This window comes from Fontibacillus panacisegetis (assembly GCF_900102215.1).
In the GTDB taxonomy this organism is placed as follows: domain Bacteria; phylum Bacillota; class Bacilli; order Paenibacillales; family Paenibacillaceae; genus Fontibacillus; species Fontibacillus panacisegetis.
Genome location: NZ_FNBG01000009.1, coordinates 134,240 through 149,843, shown reverse-complemented (window position 1 = coordinate 149,843; position 15,604 = coordinate 134,240). Strand labels below are relative to the sequence as shown.

Genomic DNA, 15,604 nt, shown 5'->3' with positions numbered 1-15,604 from the left:
GAACCGTACAACGCCACATTTGGGAAAGCGACAAGGAAAAAGTAGCAAAATACCGGCAAAGTGATGCAGGAAAAGCTGCTTACGCCATACGATGCCAAACTATAGAGCGAAGCTTCGCGGATGCCAAAGTGCTCCACGGGCTTCGCTATTGCCGGTTTCGGGGCAGAGAAAATGTACAGATTCAAGCGTTGCTAACCGCAACTGCTCAGAATATTAAGAAGATAGCCCTTCATCTTTCCAGAAGGACTATCTCGAATATGCACAAGATTTCGTATTGTATTTTACACCTTCGTTTTCATTTTTCTTTCGATACTAAGTTTAAAAGTAGGGGTATCTCAACAGCCTGACATTTGGTTACTACTTAGGTACCTATATAGTATATTTCGTGTGAAGTCGATGTTTGAGATACTAAATATTGATTTTCCACCTATGTAACTGCTCCGAAATGAGGCGAAACTCTCAAGCCAAGTAGGTTGAAAACACAATATAAGGTAATCAAACAATCCTGGAAATCTAAATATAGTACCTAAGTAGTTACGACATTTGCAGGTTTTTCGATCACACAATCTTGCGATAATGCTTTTGTCCATCATAGGTAAAAATAGCGGTTTTTTCTTCAACGATAGTTTCGAGGTGTACAGTTTTGCCCCACAGTTGATATACGTATGGAAGGGTGCGCTCCAAATATTTTAAATCCAGCTCAATGCCCTCGTATTGGTGCTTTAACATTAGTTCGCCAGATCGCTGGTAATCTCCATTCTGAACGACAATATAGGGTGAACCGCCATTGATTCTTGAAGCTACTAGCTGATCTCTAATGTTCTCCCACGATTTGTCCGTAATGAGCCACTCTGACCCTTGCTTCTCAAATACGTAGAGATCGAGATCACGAACCAGGTCCTTCGTTAAATAACTGCGTATGAAGGAAGTATCAGAGTCCAGCTCGCGAACCTCAAAAATTTTCTCCCTGCCCTGATCAGGGATACGACCCAAGCGGTTGCGTTCTTCTTCGGAAGGTTTATCCCATCGTCGCTCGATATCCTCAAAAATTTTCAAACCCAAATAATATGGATTAAGGCTTTGCCTGGACGGCTGAACGACAGAGGCGTTCAATTTGGCGAACTCTATTGTCTCCTCGCTCGTCAGATCGAGCTCGCGAATGATTCGTTGATGCCAGTATGAAGCCCAGCCCTCGTTCATGATTTTTGTTTCCATTTGAGGCCAGAAATAAAGCATTTCCTCTCGCAGCATACTCATAATATCCCGCTGCCAGTCCTCCAGAACCTCGGAGTATTCCTGTACGAACCAGACAATATCTTTTTCAGGCTCCGGCGGAAAGATAACAGGGGAATCGCTTGTTTTGGATATCGGTTTGCTCGCCTCATCAAGAGACCAGAGATCCGCGTATCGGCTCTGACTAAGAGGCTCCTTACCACGCATTTTAGCCATGCGAAGCTTCTCCTCAGTCTGTCTGCGTTTATCATATCGGCGGGGCTTGATCAGCTGCGGATCAACATGCTCTTGAACGGCCAGCACTGCATCGATAAAGGCTTCTACAGTATCTGCTCCATACAACAGCTCATAGTGGCTGATTCTTTCTGCGGTGGCTGACATGCTTTCGACCATGTCACGGTTAGTATTGCTGAACCGCGCATTATTTTTGAAAAAATCGCAGTGGGCGAGTACATGCGCAACGATCAGCTTGTTCTGAATGAGCGAATTGCCGTCCAGCAGAAAGGCATAGCACGGATTTGAGTTAATGACGAGTTCATATATTTTGCTCAAGCCAAAGTCATATTGCATTTTCATTTTATTGAACATTTTTCCGAAGCTCCAGTGAGAAAATCGGGTCGGCATTCCGTACGCTCCAAATGTGTAGATGATATCAGCAGGGCATATTTCATATCTCATGGGATAATAGTCAAGGCCGAAGCTGTCAGCTATTTCCATAATTTCTGCAATGGCGTATTCAAGCTTGTCATGCTCGCTGCTCATGATACTTCGCCTCCGTCCCGCTTGTGGAAAAATCGTTTTAGCGCATTATAGACTTCGCCCTTTTCTTTAATGACATAGTACATGAAGCGGTCTTGCTTCAAATTACGATAGGCGGACATTAGAGTGCTGCCACGGTTATACTGATTGACTTCACCATAGCCGAACAGATTGCAGCGTTGTAACAGCTCTCCGATTAACTTGATGCAACGCTCATTATCCGAGGTCAGATTATCTCCATCAGAGAAATGAAACGGATAAATATTGTAGCTTGAGGGCGGGTATCGGTCGTCGATGATATCCAGAGCCTTCTGATATACTGAGGAGCATATCGTTCCGCCGCTTTCACCGCGGTTGAAAAAATCATGCTCAGAAACTTCCTTGGCTTCTGTATGATGAGCAAGAAAAATGATATCCACCTTTTCATACTGTTTTCTTAGAAAACGAGTCATCCAGAAGAAAAAGCTACGGGCACAATACTTCTCAAAATTACCCATAGAGCCTGATGTGTCCATCATGGCAATAATTACAGCATTGGATTTAGGGATTCGTATATCCTCCCAGGTTTTGTAGCGCAGGTCATCAGGTGAGATGCTGTGAATGCCGGGGGTTCCGGCAGTTGCGTTACGCCTGAGATTTTCCAGAATCGTACGTTTCTTATCGATGTTGGACATGAGTCCTTTTTTGCGTATGTCGTTAAAACGGAACGATACGGCTTCCATTTCCTCTTTGTCCTTTTCCTCAATGTAGGGCAGCTCCATCTCGTCAAACAGCATTTCTTCCAAATCTTCAATACTGATCTCAGCTTCAATATAGTCCTGACCTGGTTGATCTCCTGCTTTTCCACCTTTGCCGGGACCTTTCGGAGGATCTTGTGCAAGCACATCACCTACTTCGCTGTCTCCGTCACCCTGACCGACATGCTTCTGCTTGTTAAAATTATGAATAAAGCGATATTCCTCCAGATTACGGAGCGGTACCTTTATGATCTGTTTACCGTCAGACATAATGATGTTTTCCTCGGTAACCAGGTCCGGAAGATTCTGCTTGATCACTTCTCTCACTTTCTCCTGGTGACGCTGCTGATCCTGATATCCTTTACGGTGCAGCGACCAATCTTCTTTTGAGACGACAAAATTGGTTTTGTGCGGATCAAATGATGACAATAGTAGGCACCTCCTTATGGGCAAAAATAACGGCGCTAATGAATGGTTGTAAATAAGTATATTCACGAGGACTTACGATATGTGAGGGATAGAGGAAGTTTCCTTCATTAAGTATTGTGAAACTTTTGTGGTTGCGTGTAGTCTATTACTAATGTATTTATTTTATGAAACAACCTGTTATGCGGGATTTGAAGAAGGCAATCGGGCCAACATTGCAGCATTATACTAGGCAATGTGACTCTTTCATAAACAAGCATCATAGGTTAAAATAATTTGTGATATATATCATAACTTGAACAATTTGCCAACAGCATACAAAGGGGTTTTTGCTGTGTTGAATGATAAACGGTCGCTACTTAAAGAAATAATTGAGGAAGATAGTACATATAGATTGATTTATGATAACCATCCAGATACGATCTGTATCATTGATATGGATGGACAATATGTGCGTGTAAATGCATCGGTTGAAAAATTGACGGGATACACTCCAGAGCATTTTTTACTTATTTCACCGGAGCAATTGTTTGAAGGACAAGATCTGAACAAGAGAAATTTATTTTATTCCAGAGCACTGGCTGGAGAACAGGGAAGCTTTGAGGTCTCTTTTAGGCGCAAGGACGGAGAAATAAGAGTAGTGCATGCGACTTACGCACCTATTGTGTATAAAGACAAAATAGTAGGCGTAAATTCTTTTGTCAGAGATATAACTGATCTGAAAATAACGCAAGAGAAAAACCTGACAGAGAAAAAGCGCATGAGGGATGCGTTACGTGAGAGCGAGGGACAATACAGATTAATTTCTGAATATTCCATGGATCTGATCTCACGTCTCTCCGCGGATGAGAGTAAAACGTATCTTTATGTATCTCCGTCGTCACTAGCTCTTTTAGGCTACACGCCGGAGGAAATGATCGGGACCAGTGCTATTGATTACTACCATCCAGACGATATTGAAATGATCGAGGAGCATGTAAATCTTTACTTTAGTCAGGGACATGTCAGTAAAATGACGTACCGGATTCGCCATAAGGACGGCAGGTATATTTGGTTTGAAAGCTCGGCTAGATATAAATTTTTGGACAATTCTGATGAACCCGGGGAGATTATTGCAATTTCTCGTGATGTTAACGAGCGAAAAGAGAGCGAACGCCGATTGCAGGAAAGCCAGCAGCGATATCGCTCATTGTTTGAATTTAATCCAGCCAGTGTCTATTCCGTAGATCTGGAAGGAAAGTACACTTCGTTGAATTCAAATTTAGAGTCACTGCTCGGATATTCTCGAGAGGAGCTACTTGGCAGAAAGCATCTTGAAATGATCGATCCAGAAGATTTGCACCAAATGGTTGTTCATTTTGAGATGGCCAAGCAGGGCAAATCGCAAAATTTTGAGACGACAGTTATTTGCAAGGGCGGCAGCAGGCTTGAGATGACAGTAACGAATGTGCCGATTGTTGTGGATGGACAAGTTGTTGGTGTATATGGAATAATCAGCGATATCACAGAGCGAAAGCGGTACGTGGAACAAATTGAGAAGCTTAGTTATCTTCATTCACTCATTCTTGGATCTGTATCCGAAGGTATTTATGGGCTCGATAGTCATGGCCGGACTGTGTTTTGTAATCAGGCGGCTGCAACTATGCTTGGTTATGGGATTTCGGATTTGATCGGGGATTCCAGTCATCATCTTTTTCATCATACGAAGATCGATGGTTCGGCTTATCCTTTGGAAGAATGTCCGATCATACTTACTGTGGAGGATGGGATCCCGCGTAGTATGCAAGAGGATGTGTTCTGGAGACGTGATGGATCAAGTTTCCTTGTGGAGTACAGTGTTAACCCGATGATTGAGAAGAATGAATTAATTGGGGCTGTAGTCGTATTTAATGATATTACAGGCGAACGCGAAATCATGAGAGCGAAGGAATCAGCTGAACGGGCCGATCAGGCGAAGTCCGAATTTTTGGCGATGATGAGTCATGAAATCCGGACACCGATGAACGGGATAATCGGAATGATTGATTTGCTGCTGGATACAGAGCTTGATGAGGATCAGCGATATTACGCTGAAGTCATTTCCAGTAGTAGCAATGCATTGTTGTCTATTCTGAATGAAGTTCTTGACTTTAGTAAAATTGAAGCCGGAAAAATGGCGCTTGAGTATGAAAATTTCAATCTGGAGTCCTGTCTCACAGGTGCTGTTGATTTGTTTCTGCCTGAAGCAGCTAAAAAAAGCATTCAATTGCAATACGAGATTGCAAACGATGTACCTTCATTTATTACAAGTGACCCATCAAGGCTGCGTCAAGTTCTCGTTAACTTGATCGGAAATGCCCTGAAGTTTACTGATGAAGGCAGCATTCAAGTACAGGTGAAGCAACTGACCGCCTATAATGAGCAGTCTAGCTTATTAGAAATTAGCATAACCGATACGGGAATCGGCATTCCAGCGGACAAGCTGCATCAGTTGTTTCAATCTTTCTCTCAAGTTCATCCGATTATGAATCGAAAATATGGAGGTACAGGACTTGGACTATCGATTTGTAAAAAGATCGTTGAGATGATGGGCGGCTTTATTGCCGTTGAAAGCACTGAAGGTGTTGGATCAACATTTAGATTTACCCTGCTTAGTGATGTTAGAGGTTATGCATCTGAAGAGGAGCAGCAGGGGCTCGAAGAGCTGGGGGCCAGTGATATCGGAGGTGCTGGTAGTCTGTCTGAGATATCTGCTGATGTAGTGCCGTACTATCAAGGCGAAGTTGTCATGCTTTCTCCTGAATTGCAGATCAAGCAAGATGACACAAATACGTTATCTTTGTTAATTGCGGAAGATCATCCAGTCGATTGCCAATTGTTTATTCAATTATTGGAGAAATTAGGATACCATCCTGATCTGGCTCATAACGGGATTGAAGTGGTAGAAGCATTGTCGGCTAAAAAATATGATATGGTGTTTATGGATTTGGACATGCCGATCATGGATGGTATTAAATCTGCTAGATTAATTCGTCAATTGATGTCTGCAGACAAAATGCCAGCTATTATCGGGGTTAGCACTAATATTAGCAAAGAAGAACAGGAGAGATGTATTGCGAGCGGTATGGAAACAGTCATCAGCAAGCCTTTGAAGCCTTGGGAAATTAACAAATTGCTTGAAGATTGGAAGTCGCGTAGAGCTTTCTTCTATGAGCTGTGATTCACACTAAAGGCTGCGAGCTGTCCGGGGTTGCCCCAAGTAGATAACTTCTACTTGTAGGGCAGCTCTTTTTTTTGTCAGGCAGATTGCCTGGATAGACTTAGTGAATTGGTATGGTACCGTAAGCTACAATTGGTTATTTTACACAAAAAAATATAGGATACAATGACTTTGTTACAAATTTCAGAAGAAGGCGGGATATTTTGAACGAAAACAGTCTATCCATAATACAGCAATTTAAGCGTGGATGCGTTGATTCGCTTCCGATTGTCATGGGGTATATACCTGCTTGTCTGACGTTTGGCTTGATCGGCAAGGCGCTAAATTTGGGAGATCTGGAGGTTTTCATGTTATCTGCTGTGGTCTATGCAGGGGCAAGTCAATTCATAGGGGTTAAGTTACTGGCAGCAGGAACAGCGGCTCCAATTATATTACTTCTTACTTTTATTATTAATTTAAGGTATCTTTTCATTAGTATGTCTTTCTCCCGAAAGCTTAGGAGCAATTGCAGCAGCTTTCAAAAAGGTATCATAGGTTTTGGACTTACAGAGGAAGTATACGCGGTGAGTACAATGTCACGTAAAAATATTGAACGAAATAAACCGCTGACGGTTTCCTATATGGCAGGACTGGAATTGCTGCCATATACGGCCTCATTGCTCTCAACATGGTCGGGGATATTGCTGGCAGAGTACATACCTGGTGATTTGCTGCCTGCTCTGAACACCTCCTTGTATTCGCTGCTGATTGTGCTTATCGTTCCTGAGCTGCTCAAGAGCAGAAAGAGTTTAGCGGTCTTTGCGGCTGCCTCGCTCTCTTCGTGGCTGCTGCATCCTTATCTGGGTACTGCTGCGATAATAGCTGCAATGCTGATCGGAGGATGGGCTGGTGGAAGAGTTCCAGATAAACAAAAGAAGGTTAGGAGTGAAGCGATATGATTATGCTCGTTATTGTTGTTATGGGTGTAATCACAATGCTGTTGCGTTTTTTACCGTTAGTTCTGGCCAATAAGGCGGGTGATGGTGCGCAGATGCATCCATTTTTAGAGAGATTACCATTGGCTGTTCTTAGTGCTATTACTATTCCCGGTGTGTTTCAGGTGGATGAAAGCAACCCGCTTGTCGGTATCGCTGCAAGTGTTGTTGCTGTATTGCTTGTGTTGGTCAAAAAAATCCCGTTGTTTCTTGTAGTCGTATTATCAGTTGCGGCAGCAGTTCTTGTAAAAATGTTATAGGAGGTGAAGGAAGATCGTGTACGAGCTGTTAATTGTACTTGATAAAGAACTTCAAACTTCACTCAACAGGCAGATTTATGAACAGATTCGCAAAGCGATCTTTCAGGGGGTTCTACATCATGGTGATGTTATACCATCTACACGGTTGTTGGCAGAGCAGCTCCAAGTATCGCGCAGCGTCGTTATACAAGCTTATGAACAGCTACAATCAGAAGGATATCTGATCATGAAAAAGGGGGCGGGTACTTATATAGCTGAGAATGCTGCAAATGAAAACAATAGCAGGCAGGAGGCAACCCAGAAGGTTAATAATTATGATATCTTTACTAATGCCTCGCATATTGTATCAGTGGTCAATTCTCCACCCATTGTGAGCGATGAGCAGCAGAACTCAGCGGTATTTGATTTCCGATACGGGGTTCCGTCATGGGAGGCATTCCCTATGGATCGCTGGCAGAAAGTGCTGGCTGAAGCTTGCCGGAAAGCAACGCCAGATATTCTTGGAGGCTATGGACCGGCCGAGGGATCGTACAGGCTGCGCAAGGAGATTGCAAGATTGCTTCGCTCTACCAGAGCTATTCCTGCAGTGCCAGATCAGATTATTATTACGGCAGGCGCGACACAAGCTCTCGATATGATATCCAGATTGTTTTTAAAAAATGGAGATCGGGTGATCGTAGAAGATCCTGCCCATCCAGTATTACGAGAAACCTTCTGTTTTGCAGGCGGTAATGTCGTATCTGTTCCAGTCGATGAGGAAGGACTTCGTGTTCAGGATATTGAGCCTATAATCAACGAGCAAAATGGGAACCATGGTGATGTTAAGCTAATATATGTGACTCCATCTCATCAATTTCCGGCTGGAATGACAATGTCACAGCAGAGAAGAATAGAGCTGTTAGATTATGCTAACAAAAATAATACATACATTATAGAAGATGACTATGACAGCGAATATCGTTATGTAGGGCAAAAGGTGTCAGCATTGGCAGGTCTGGACTCCAGCGGTAGAGTAATCTATGTTGGAAGCTTCAGTAAGTCGCTATTTCCTGGACTTAGAATTGGCTATGCAGTGATGCCGGCATCACTCATCAAGTCTTTCTTGGCAATTAAGTGTATCACGAACCGGATGACTCCTACGCTAGAGCAGGAGGCACTCGCCGAATTTATTGCCTCAGGGCAATATGCCAGACATGTTAATGGGATGGGGAAGCTGTACGGGGCTCGCAGAAGCTGTCTGGTGCAGTCACTGCATCGACATTTTCAAGATCGAGTGACTGCCTATGGAGATGAAGCCGGGCTTCACCTTTTGATTCAGCTCAAGACAGAAGTTACGGAGGAGCTTATTGCTGATAAAGCTCTTCAATGCGGTGTAAAGGTATATCCGGCTAGCGAGTATTTTGTTATCTCGAAGCCCAAGACTGCATCATTCCTATTAGGGTATGCCAACATGACTGAATTCCAAATTGAGAGAGGTGTAGAGCTGCTAGCACAAGCGGAGGAGCAGTGTACAAGGAATATAGAACAAGAGGCTGTCCCAAAAGTTATCTAAGATAACTTTGAGGGACGCTTCTTGTTTAGCAGTGTAAAAGCAAGATATCAGGAAAAGGATGCAAGAATACAGTTTTTTTAAAAGTAGCCATGAAAGGATGAACAAAAGCCTGCCAAAATGCAGGAATATGGTTCGGAATAGACTAGTTTGAAGAGAATCCTTAGAGAAAGCCTGCACATTTGCAGCAATTCAGGGCATTTAGAGGCTTTACATGATCAAAGCCTGTATATTTGCAGGAATTTCAGGAATTCCGCATCATGACAATATTACACATGAGATACAGTCATAGAATGTGGCGGAATCAAGCGGTGCAGGATCATCTTCCTAGCACCGCTATTTCTAGTTTTGACGCTAACCCTACTTTTGGGACAGCCTCTTATTTTATGTTTTACTGGATTGATTTTGTATACAAAATTCCGATCGTTTTGGCGCCGCAGTGGCTGGATATAACACAGCCTGCGTTTGATGTGGCGACTTCTCTAGCTCCGGTTCTAGCCTGAAGCTCCTTTTGAAGATATATAGCATCTTCATCTGCCAAGGAATGAGTAACAAAAATAAGGTCATTATCCATTTCAGATTTCAGATTCAGGGCGTTGTTCAGCAGTTGATCGAGCGCTTTTTCCCTGCTGCCCCGGATTTTGTATGCCGGAGTCATTCTGCCATCGATCACTTTGATGACTGGACGAATTTTAAGAAGGCTGCCGACCAAATTTTGCATGCCTGAGCATCTTCCACCTTTGTACAAATAGTCCAGTGAATCAATAACAAATTCTGTTTCAACTTGAGGGCGAAGCTTAATCAATAGATCAACAATTTGAGTAACGCTTTGTCCATCTGCAGCAGCTCTTACTGCCTTCATAACCTGTAACCCGATTCCTGTAGATAGATTGAGGGAATCAAAAACGGTAACCGCACCGTCATCAAATTCACCCCCTGCTATGATCGCGTTTTGATAAGTGGAGGACAGCTCCGAGGATAAACTAATGTATAAAATCTGTTGTCCCTTTTCGATAAATGGAGCAAAAGCTTCAATAAAGTCAGCGGGAGAAGGGGCTGCCGTTTTAGGAAGCTTGCCAAGCTCCTTTACTTTTTGATATAGCTCTGGTGTATGTAAATCGACACCGTCCTTGTATGTTGAATGATCAAACGTTACGTAGAGAGGGATGATTCCTATTTCATATTCCTCAATCCACGATGATGGCAGGTCACAGGTGCTGTCTGCAAAAATTTTAATGGTCCCCATAACATGAGCCTCCTTTTACGTCTGTTTTATTACCGAATTTACTAGCAGAATGCCTGGATTAATTTTTTTTAGTATACATAATGGCTACAGTATGTGGTCCGCAATGACTTGAAATTACGCAACCGGCTTCAGCTAGTGCTACTTCGCGGGCACCGGTCTGCTCTCTTAGAATCGCAGCTAGACGGGCTGCATCCTCCTCGGCGAGAGTGTGGGCAACGATGATCAGATCATTGTCCATATTTTCTTTGTTGGAGAGGGCGTTGTCCAGCATTTGCTGAACAGCTTTTTCTTTCTTGCCGCGCACTTTGTACGCTGGAATGATGCTGCCATTAACCACTTTTAGAACAGGACGGATTTGAAGAAGACTTCCTATAAAATTCTGCATGCCCGAGCAACGTCCGCCTTTATACAGATATTCCAAGGTATCAATGACAAACTCAGTCTCGACTAGCGGTCTGCAGGATTCTAGGATAGAAAAAATTTGTTCCGCGCTTTGCCCCTGTTCTGCTGCTCTAACAGCTTTCATGACCAACAGGCCGATCCCGCTGCACAGGTTCAAAGAGTCAAACACTTTAATCCGACCTTCGGGAAACTCATCAGCTGCAATCAGAGCATTTTGATATGTCGAAGACAGACTGGAAGAAAGGCTGATGTAGACAATATCTTGACCTTGCTCAATATGGGGTGCAAAAGCATCCATAAAATCTTTGGGTGAAGGAGCTGTCGTTTTAGGCAGGTTTCCTTTCTCGGCTACTCTACGATAAATATCGATAGGGGCAATGTCCAGCCCGTCCCGAAATGTGTCATCATCAAAGACGACATAGAGAGGGATGATACCGATCTCATGCTTTGTGATCCATGAAGCGGGTAAATCTGAAGTGCTATCTGCGAATATTTTAACTTTTGACATGATATTCTCCTTAAAAATTCGATTACTGCACATTATATTTTATCAAAAAGAGAAGGCTATTAAAATCTATTCATTTGGTAGGGATCTCGAAATTATAACTAAACGAGGAAAAATAATAAAATAATTCCAATAAAACAGACGCCGGATAATATGGTACCCAGGATGGCAAATACTTTTTTTCTACTTCTAGTAGCAAGCCCGATAATTCCGAGAATGAGTGCAATTAAATTAAGGATACCAGAAATAATAAAGAGGAGTCCTCCGCCAATGATGCCACTATGTTGTTCGAGGTTTTCTATGATAGCATCGGATGATTGATCCATAACACCTACCACTATAGTAGAGATGATGACAAAAGCAGCGATGTATCCCAAGATTGATGTAAGAACGACAATGAATGAGGCAATTCCAGGTCCAGAATGCTTTATCTTATTCGGAACCTGATAGTCAGCATGATTTAATTGATATTCCATAATACATAAAATCCCCTTCTAAGTTTTTAGACTTACTCATGATTAATTTTTCACATATTCACAAAAAAATCAACTCTGTGCATATAGTCCGCTATGTGAATTTCTATTGCTGTGGAAAGAATGTTCCGGGTGAGTTATGATTGATGATAAAGGAGGGCGGGATCATGCAACGCAAATATGTCGCAATCGGTGCAATTCTCATGTTACTTTCCGTAGCTTTGGGTGCATTCGGCGCTCACGTACTGGAACCGAATATCGGTGAGAAGGCTACAGGTACATTTGAGACAGGTGTACATTACCATATGATTCATGGAATCGGTATTATTCTGGCTGCTTTCGCTGCCGGGCTAGGGGCGGATTCACGTAAATTGCTGTGGGCGAATCGTCTTTTTGTTCTTGGTATCATTCTATTCTCGGGGAGTCTGTATCTACTTGCAATCGCAGGTTGGAAGTGGCTGGGACCCATTACGCCATTGGGCGGCGTATCCTTTATGATCGGCTGGTTGATGTTTGCCCTAGCTGTTAAAGGGAGAAATAAATAAGTAATATAACAAAACGGCTGGCCTTTTCGGGAATGAAGAGGTCAGCCGTTTCAGCTGTCAAAATGATAACTGATGTTACTTATCGATAAAATCAACGATCTCGCTCAATTTAAATGTGTAGACCTGTTTCTCATCTACATGGTACACAGTCAGATTGTAGGTCTCCGGAAGAAAGTTTAAAATTCGGCAAGGAATGCTGATCCGTTCCTCCCCTTTTTTTATAACGATACGAACTAACCGATTACCAGAAATATATTTTTGAATCCAGTCTTGAAAGTCTTTGCTCTGGGCAATTTCCTTAAAGGAATTAGGTTCCGTGTTGGACTGTGCTGCTGATTTCTTATTGGATTGAGATGCTGGAGCGGGTGGTGGTGGCGCTGGTTGTTCCGTTTTACTGACAATATCTTCAGAAGGATTCTTGGCTTCATTGTTTGCTTTTAAACGTTTGTAGGATTTAGAAATAAGTGACTGTTTCTTGGCCTTTAGTAACGACTCAATAATTTCGCCGAGCTCGATTCCGGAGTTAATCCGATAATCGATAATATTGTTTGCATTGTTCAGCAGATGTAAAAGTGATTGAAGCGCCTTGGCATTAGTTTCGTCCTTGACCAAAATTTCTACGTTGAATAAAAATCCTAATTCCCCATCGTTATTGTTATTTTGACTGTTCATATTTCCCCCAAAAATACTTCTCATAAGTCTATGTTGTAAATACAATGTGATGTAAATGATATCCTTGTTAATCATAGCACCGCTTGAGGTACAATCATAGCCCCTTAGACTTAGAAAACATGAAAAAAATTATTGAGAGAAAATGATTCTATTTTACCACAAGCTGTAATGCATGCACTTTTATGGGGTCTGGGCTTCAGTAAACAATTTTGCCAAGCTATCATTGCAATACGGGTCTAGTTTCATCGGCAAAAACTTTTAAAGAAATACCTTGTTCCTTGGCTAGATACAGCGGGGCCAACGCCGTTCCGTATTTAACCGTAGCGAGACCACCAGCATTACAATGTGTCAGCATACCCATGTGGAAGTCCAACAATACGGCGGATTACTCTGCACCCGACAAATCCGATGCTGTCTTGCAGTACTTTTTGAACATAATAATCTTGTAAATCCCCGTGAATCAACGCTTCTCCATGAGTCAGAAATTTCTCGCGCAGCAGTGCAACCTCGAAATGAAGCTCGGCGGCATTCCATAATTTTTCTGTTTCATGTCTGATATCTTCGGTGAAATTATTGTTATCGGAATTCCGGTAAGGATCAGAGAAGATCAGATCTTCAGTTATTTTGCACAAGTCCGGGTTAGAAAAGAAGGCGGTACGGGAGAGCTTGTTTAATGATCAGGCTTTTTCCGCTTAAAGAATCTTTTGTTCTGAACACGAGATTTAAGTTGCCATCTCCAATTTCTTCACATGATAATATTGCATCTGCTGCAAAGAAATCTGGAACTTTTTTTGCATAGGCTATAGCATTTTCGATGGATAACGCATTGTATTGTGATTGTGTCAACAATATCACTTCCAAGTAGCAAGATCGGAAATACAGTATTTAAAGTTAGTATATCGAAAAAGATCGGGTATTTGTATCTCTTTTTTTAAACATTAAAAAATAATCTATTCTTGATTAATTTTTTTCACAGATGTGAACATAAGCTCTTCGCCTTTTTGGTCAGCTTTGTTACAATAGGTATGAAAGCTTTTGTTTTGACACAAACTTGGCAGGAGTCAAGCTGCTTTACAGACAAGCTGTATGTAGCTAAATTGTTGAAAGTGAGGGATTTATGATGGCTAAAGCTGATTCTAAATCAACAAGCAGTGCTAATAAAACGAGTTTGGAACAAGTACTTAATGAACAGGTGGCTAACCTGAACGTTTTGTATGTCAAACTTCACAATTATCATTGGTATGTAAAAGGTAGCAATTTCTATTCCCTTCATTCCAAATTCGAAGAGCTATATAACGAAGTTACAGCACAGATGGACGCGGTAGCAGAGCGCTTGCTTACCATCAAGGGTAGCCCATACGCAACGATAAAGGAATATTTGGAGATTGCAACGATTCAGGAAGCGACAGGCAATGAGGATGCCAGCACAATGGTTCAGAATCTGATTGAAGATTTTGCAACACTGTCTGAATCGTTCCAAGAAGGCATGGATCTTGCAGATAAGGCGGAGGATGATGTTACCGCAGACCTGTTAACTGGCTTCAAAAGCGATATCGAAAAACATATGTGGATGCTGCGCTCATACCTTGGATAATGTAGGGGCTGGCAGACAGTTATCTGATGGGCTTGGCCGAATTTGCGGTCAAGCCCGTTCTCATTTATTCCATCCCGTGCTACGTTGCTTATGTGTACAAAGTAGGTTAGAATATGAATTGAGAATCACTGAGAATCATTAACAACCAACTGTTAATTAGAATAATTCTAAATTGATAGTTATTATGGTATAATGTTAACTAATTAACGCTGAATTGAATAATGAAGGGAGCAGTATTAATGGCTACGCACTTTGCTGTTGAAGGACTTAAAGCAACGATTGAAGGAAAAGAGATTCTTAAGGGAATCGACATTGAAATAAAAGGTGGAGAAATTCATGCCATCATGGGACCAAACGGTACTGGTAAAAGTACACTCGCTTCGGCTCTGATGGGTCATCCCAAATATGAGGTAACAGACGGAAATGTTACATTGAACGGTGAAGATGTACTTGAAATGGCAGTAGATGAACGCGCTCGTGCCGGTCTTTTTCTTGCCATGCAGTATCCAAGTGAAATTGCCGGTGTGACGAACTCAGACTTCCTGCGCAGTGCGATCAACGCTCGTCGTGGTGAAGGAAACGAAGTATCTCTGATCAAATTTATCCGTCAAATGGAAGGCAAAATGAAGGAACTCGAAATGAATCCTGAATTTGCTCATCGTTATTTGAACGAAGGCTTCTCAGGCGGTGAGAAGAAACGTAACGAAATTTTGCAAATGCTGCTGCTTGAACCCAAAATCGTTGTTCTGGACGAAATTGACTCCGGTCTGGACATTGATGCACTTCGTATCGTAGCTAACGGTGTTAATGCGATGCGCAATGAAGATCGTGGTTTCTTGATCATTACTCACTACCAACGTTTGCTCGACTATATTACTCCGGATTATGTTCATGTGATGATGCAGGGTCGTATTGTGAAATCGGGCGGTCCTGAATTGGCTGAACGTCTGGAACGTGATGGATACGATTGGGTTAAAGAAGAGCTCGGCATCGTGGATGAAACAATCGGTCAAGAAGCCTGAGCGGAAGG

Annotated in this window: 14 protein-coding genes and 2 pseudogenes; 8 read left to right on the top strand and 8 right to left on the bottom strand. The window is 42.4% G+C overall.

All coding sequences use genetic code 11. The annotated features are described in order from the left end of the window. On the top strand, positions 1–347 hold a 347-nt coding region (locus tag BLS49_RS10115; RefSeq protein WP_245742327.1), incomplete at its 5' end, for a transposase. Between the two features lie 211 nt (positions 348–558). Here BLS49_RS10115 and BLS49_RS10110 read toward each other — a convergent pair. Beyond that, positions 559–1,995, bottom strand: a complete 1,437-nt coding sequence (locus BLS49_RS10110) for a SpoVR family protein (RefSeq protein ID WP_091229238.1) — start codon at positions 1,993–1,995, stop codon at positions 559–561. After that, positions 1,992–3,158, bottom strand: coding sequence for a sporulation protein YhbH (yhbH, locus tag BLS49_RS10105; protein WP_091229235.1), 1,167 nt, complete (start codon positions 3,156–3,158; stop codon positions 1,992–1,994). The genes BLS49_RS10110 and yhbH overlap by 4 nt, the downstream gene beginning before the upstream one ends. A gap of 331 nt (positions 3,159–3,489) precedes the next feature. Here yhbH and BLS49_RS10100 point away from each other — a divergent pair, with 331 nt between their 5' ends. From BLS49_RS10100 to pdxR, 4 genes are all read left to right on the top strand, one after another. Then, positions 3,490–6,354 (top strand): PAS domain-containing hybrid sensor histidine kinase/response regulator, encoded by a 2,865-nt coding sequence (locus BLS49_RS10100; RefSeq protein ID WP_091229233.1) that lies wholly within the window; start codon positions 3,490–3,492, stop codon positions 6,352–6,354. Positions 6,355–6,557: 203 nt separating this feature from the next. Further along, the gene (locus BLS49_RS10095; RefSeq protein ID WP_091229230.1) at positions 6,558–7,292 is read left to right on the top strand and encodes an AzlC family ABC transporter permease; all 735 of its coding nucleotides are present in this window, start codon (positions 6,558–6,560) and stop codon (positions 7,290–7,292) included. After that, a complete protein-coding gene (locus tag BLS49_RS10090) occupies positions 7,289–7,588 on the top strand; it encodes an AzlD domain-containing protein (RefSeq protein WP_091229227.1) in 300 nt (99 codons plus the stop codon). Before BLS49_RS10095 ends, BLS49_RS10090 begins: the two co-directional genes overlap by 4 nt. A 16-nt stretch (positions 7,589–7,604) precedes the next feature. Continuing rightward, positions 7,605–9,140: a MocR-like pyridoxine biosynthesis transcription factor PdxR gene (pdxR, locus tag BLS49_RS10085; protein WP_091229222.1), complete on the top strand. Its 1,536-nt coding sequence runs from the start codon at positions 7,605–7,607 to the stop codon at positions 9,138–9,140. Positions 9,141–9,528: 388 nt separating this feature from the next. On the opposite strand, the gene BLS49_RS10080 is transcribed toward pdxR, so the two are convergent. The 3 genes from BLS49_RS10080 to BLS49_RS10070 all read right to left on the bottom strand — a co-directional run bounded on the left by BLS49_RS10080 (position 9,529) and on the right by BLS49_RS10070 (position 11,766). After that, positions 9,529–10,383, bottom strand: coding sequence for a DegV family protein (locus tag BLS49_RS10080; protein WP_091229218.1), 855 nt, complete (start codon positions 10,381–10,383; stop codon positions 9,529–9,531). A 58-nt stretch (positions 10,384–10,441) separates the two neighbouring features. Further along, positions 10,442–11,293 carry a DegV family protein gene (locus BLS49_RS10075; RefSeq protein WP_091229214.1) on the bottom strand — a complete coding sequence of 284 codons (852 nt, stop codon included), beginning with the start codon at positions 11,291–11,293 and terminating at the stop codon, positions 10,442–10,444. Positions 11,294–11,391: 98 nt separating this feature from the next. Continuing rightward, entirely contained in the window at positions 11,392–11,766 is a 375-nt protein-coding gene (locus tag BLS49_RS10070; RefSeq protein WP_091229210.1) for a hypothetical protein, read from the bottom strand. A 164-nt stretch (positions 11,767–11,930) separates the two neighbouring features. Here BLS49_RS10070 and BLS49_RS10065 point away from each other — a divergent pair, with 164 nt between their 5' ends. Further along, entirely contained in the window at positions 11,931–12,308 is a 378-nt protein-coding gene (locus BLS49_RS10065; RefSeq protein ID WP_091229207.1) for a DUF423 domain-containing protein, read from the top strand. A gap of 75 nt (positions 12,309–12,383) precedes the next feature. Here the strand turns inward: BLS49_RS10065 and BLS49_RS10060 are convergent, their stop codons facing one another. The 3 genes and pseudogenes from BLS49_RS10060 to BLS49_RS25245 all read right to left on the bottom strand — a co-directional run. Continuing rightward, the gene (locus BLS49_RS10060) at positions 12,384–12,980 is read right to left on the bottom strand and encodes a hypothetical protein (protein WP_091229204.1); all 597 of its coding nucleotides are present in this window, start codon (positions 12,978–12,980) and stop codon (positions 12,384–12,386) included. Positions 12,981–13,203: 223 nt separating this feature from the next. Beyond that, positions 13,204–13,341, bottom strand: a pseudogene (gene mtnA / locus BLS49_RS25250) (S-methyl-5-thioribose-1-phosphate isomerase); the annotation flags it as partial. Next, positions 13,340–13,826, bottom strand: a pseudogene (locus BLS49_RS25245) (hypothetical protein); the annotation flags it as partial. The pseudogenes BLS49_RS25245 and mtnA, both read right to left, overlap by 2 nt. Positions 13,827–14,100: 274 nt before the next feature. On the opposite strand from BLS49_RS25245, the gene BLS49_RS10050 reads away from it, so the two are divergent. Beyond that, positions 14,101–14,574, top strand: a complete 474-nt coding sequence (locus tag BLS49_RS10050) for a Dps family protein (RefSeq protein ID WP_091229201.1) — start codon at positions 14,101–14,103, stop codon at positions 14,572–14,574. Positions 14,575–14,813: 239 nt separating this feature from the next. Beyond that, the gene (gene sufC, locus BLS49_RS10045; RefSeq protein WP_091229197.1) at positions 14,814–15,596 is read left to right on the top strand and encodes a Fe-S cluster assembly ATPase SufC; all 783 of its coding nucleotides are present in this window, start codon (positions 14,814–14,816) and stop codon (positions 15,594–15,596) included. Positions 15,597–15,604 lie beyond the last annotated feature (8 nt).

Bases quoted from the DNA above. Each gene is read 5' to 3' on its own strand.
- BLS49_RS10110 (WP_091229238.1), bottom strand. From the start codon at position 1,995: ATGAGCAGCGAGCATGACAAGCTTGAATACGCCATTGCAGAAATTATG.
- BLS49_RS10090 (WP_091229227.1), top strand. From the start codon at position 7,289: ATGATTATGCTCGTTATTGTTGTTATGGGTGTAATCACAATGCTGTTG.
- BLS49_RS10080 (WP_091229218.1), bottom strand. From the start codon at position 10,383: ATGGGGACCATTAAAATTTTTGCAGACAGCACCTGTGACCTGCCATCA.
- BLS49_RS10075 (WP_091229214.1), bottom strand. From the start codon at position 11,293: ATGTCAAAAGTTAAAATATTCGCAGATAGCACTTCAGATTTACCCGCT.
- BLS49_RS10070 (WP_091229210.1), bottom strand. From the start codon at position 11,766: ATGGAATATCAATTAAATCATGCTGACTATCAGGTTCCGAATAAGATA.
- BLS49_RS10065 (WP_091229207.1), top strand. From the start codon at position 11,931: ATGCAACGCAAATATGTCGCAATCGGTGCAATTCTCATGTTACTTTCC.
- BLS49_RS10060 (WP_091229204.1), bottom strand. From the start codon at position 12,980: ATGAACAGTCAAAATAACAATAACGATGGGGAATTAGGATTTTTATTC.
- BLS49_RS10050 (WP_091229201.1), top strand. From the start codon at position 14,101: ATGGCTAAAGCTGATTCTAAATCAACAAGCAGTGCTAATAAAACGAGT.
- sufC (WP_091229197.1), top strand. From the start codon at position 14,814: ATGGCTACGCACTTTGCTGTTGAAGGACTTAAAGCAACGATTGAAGGA.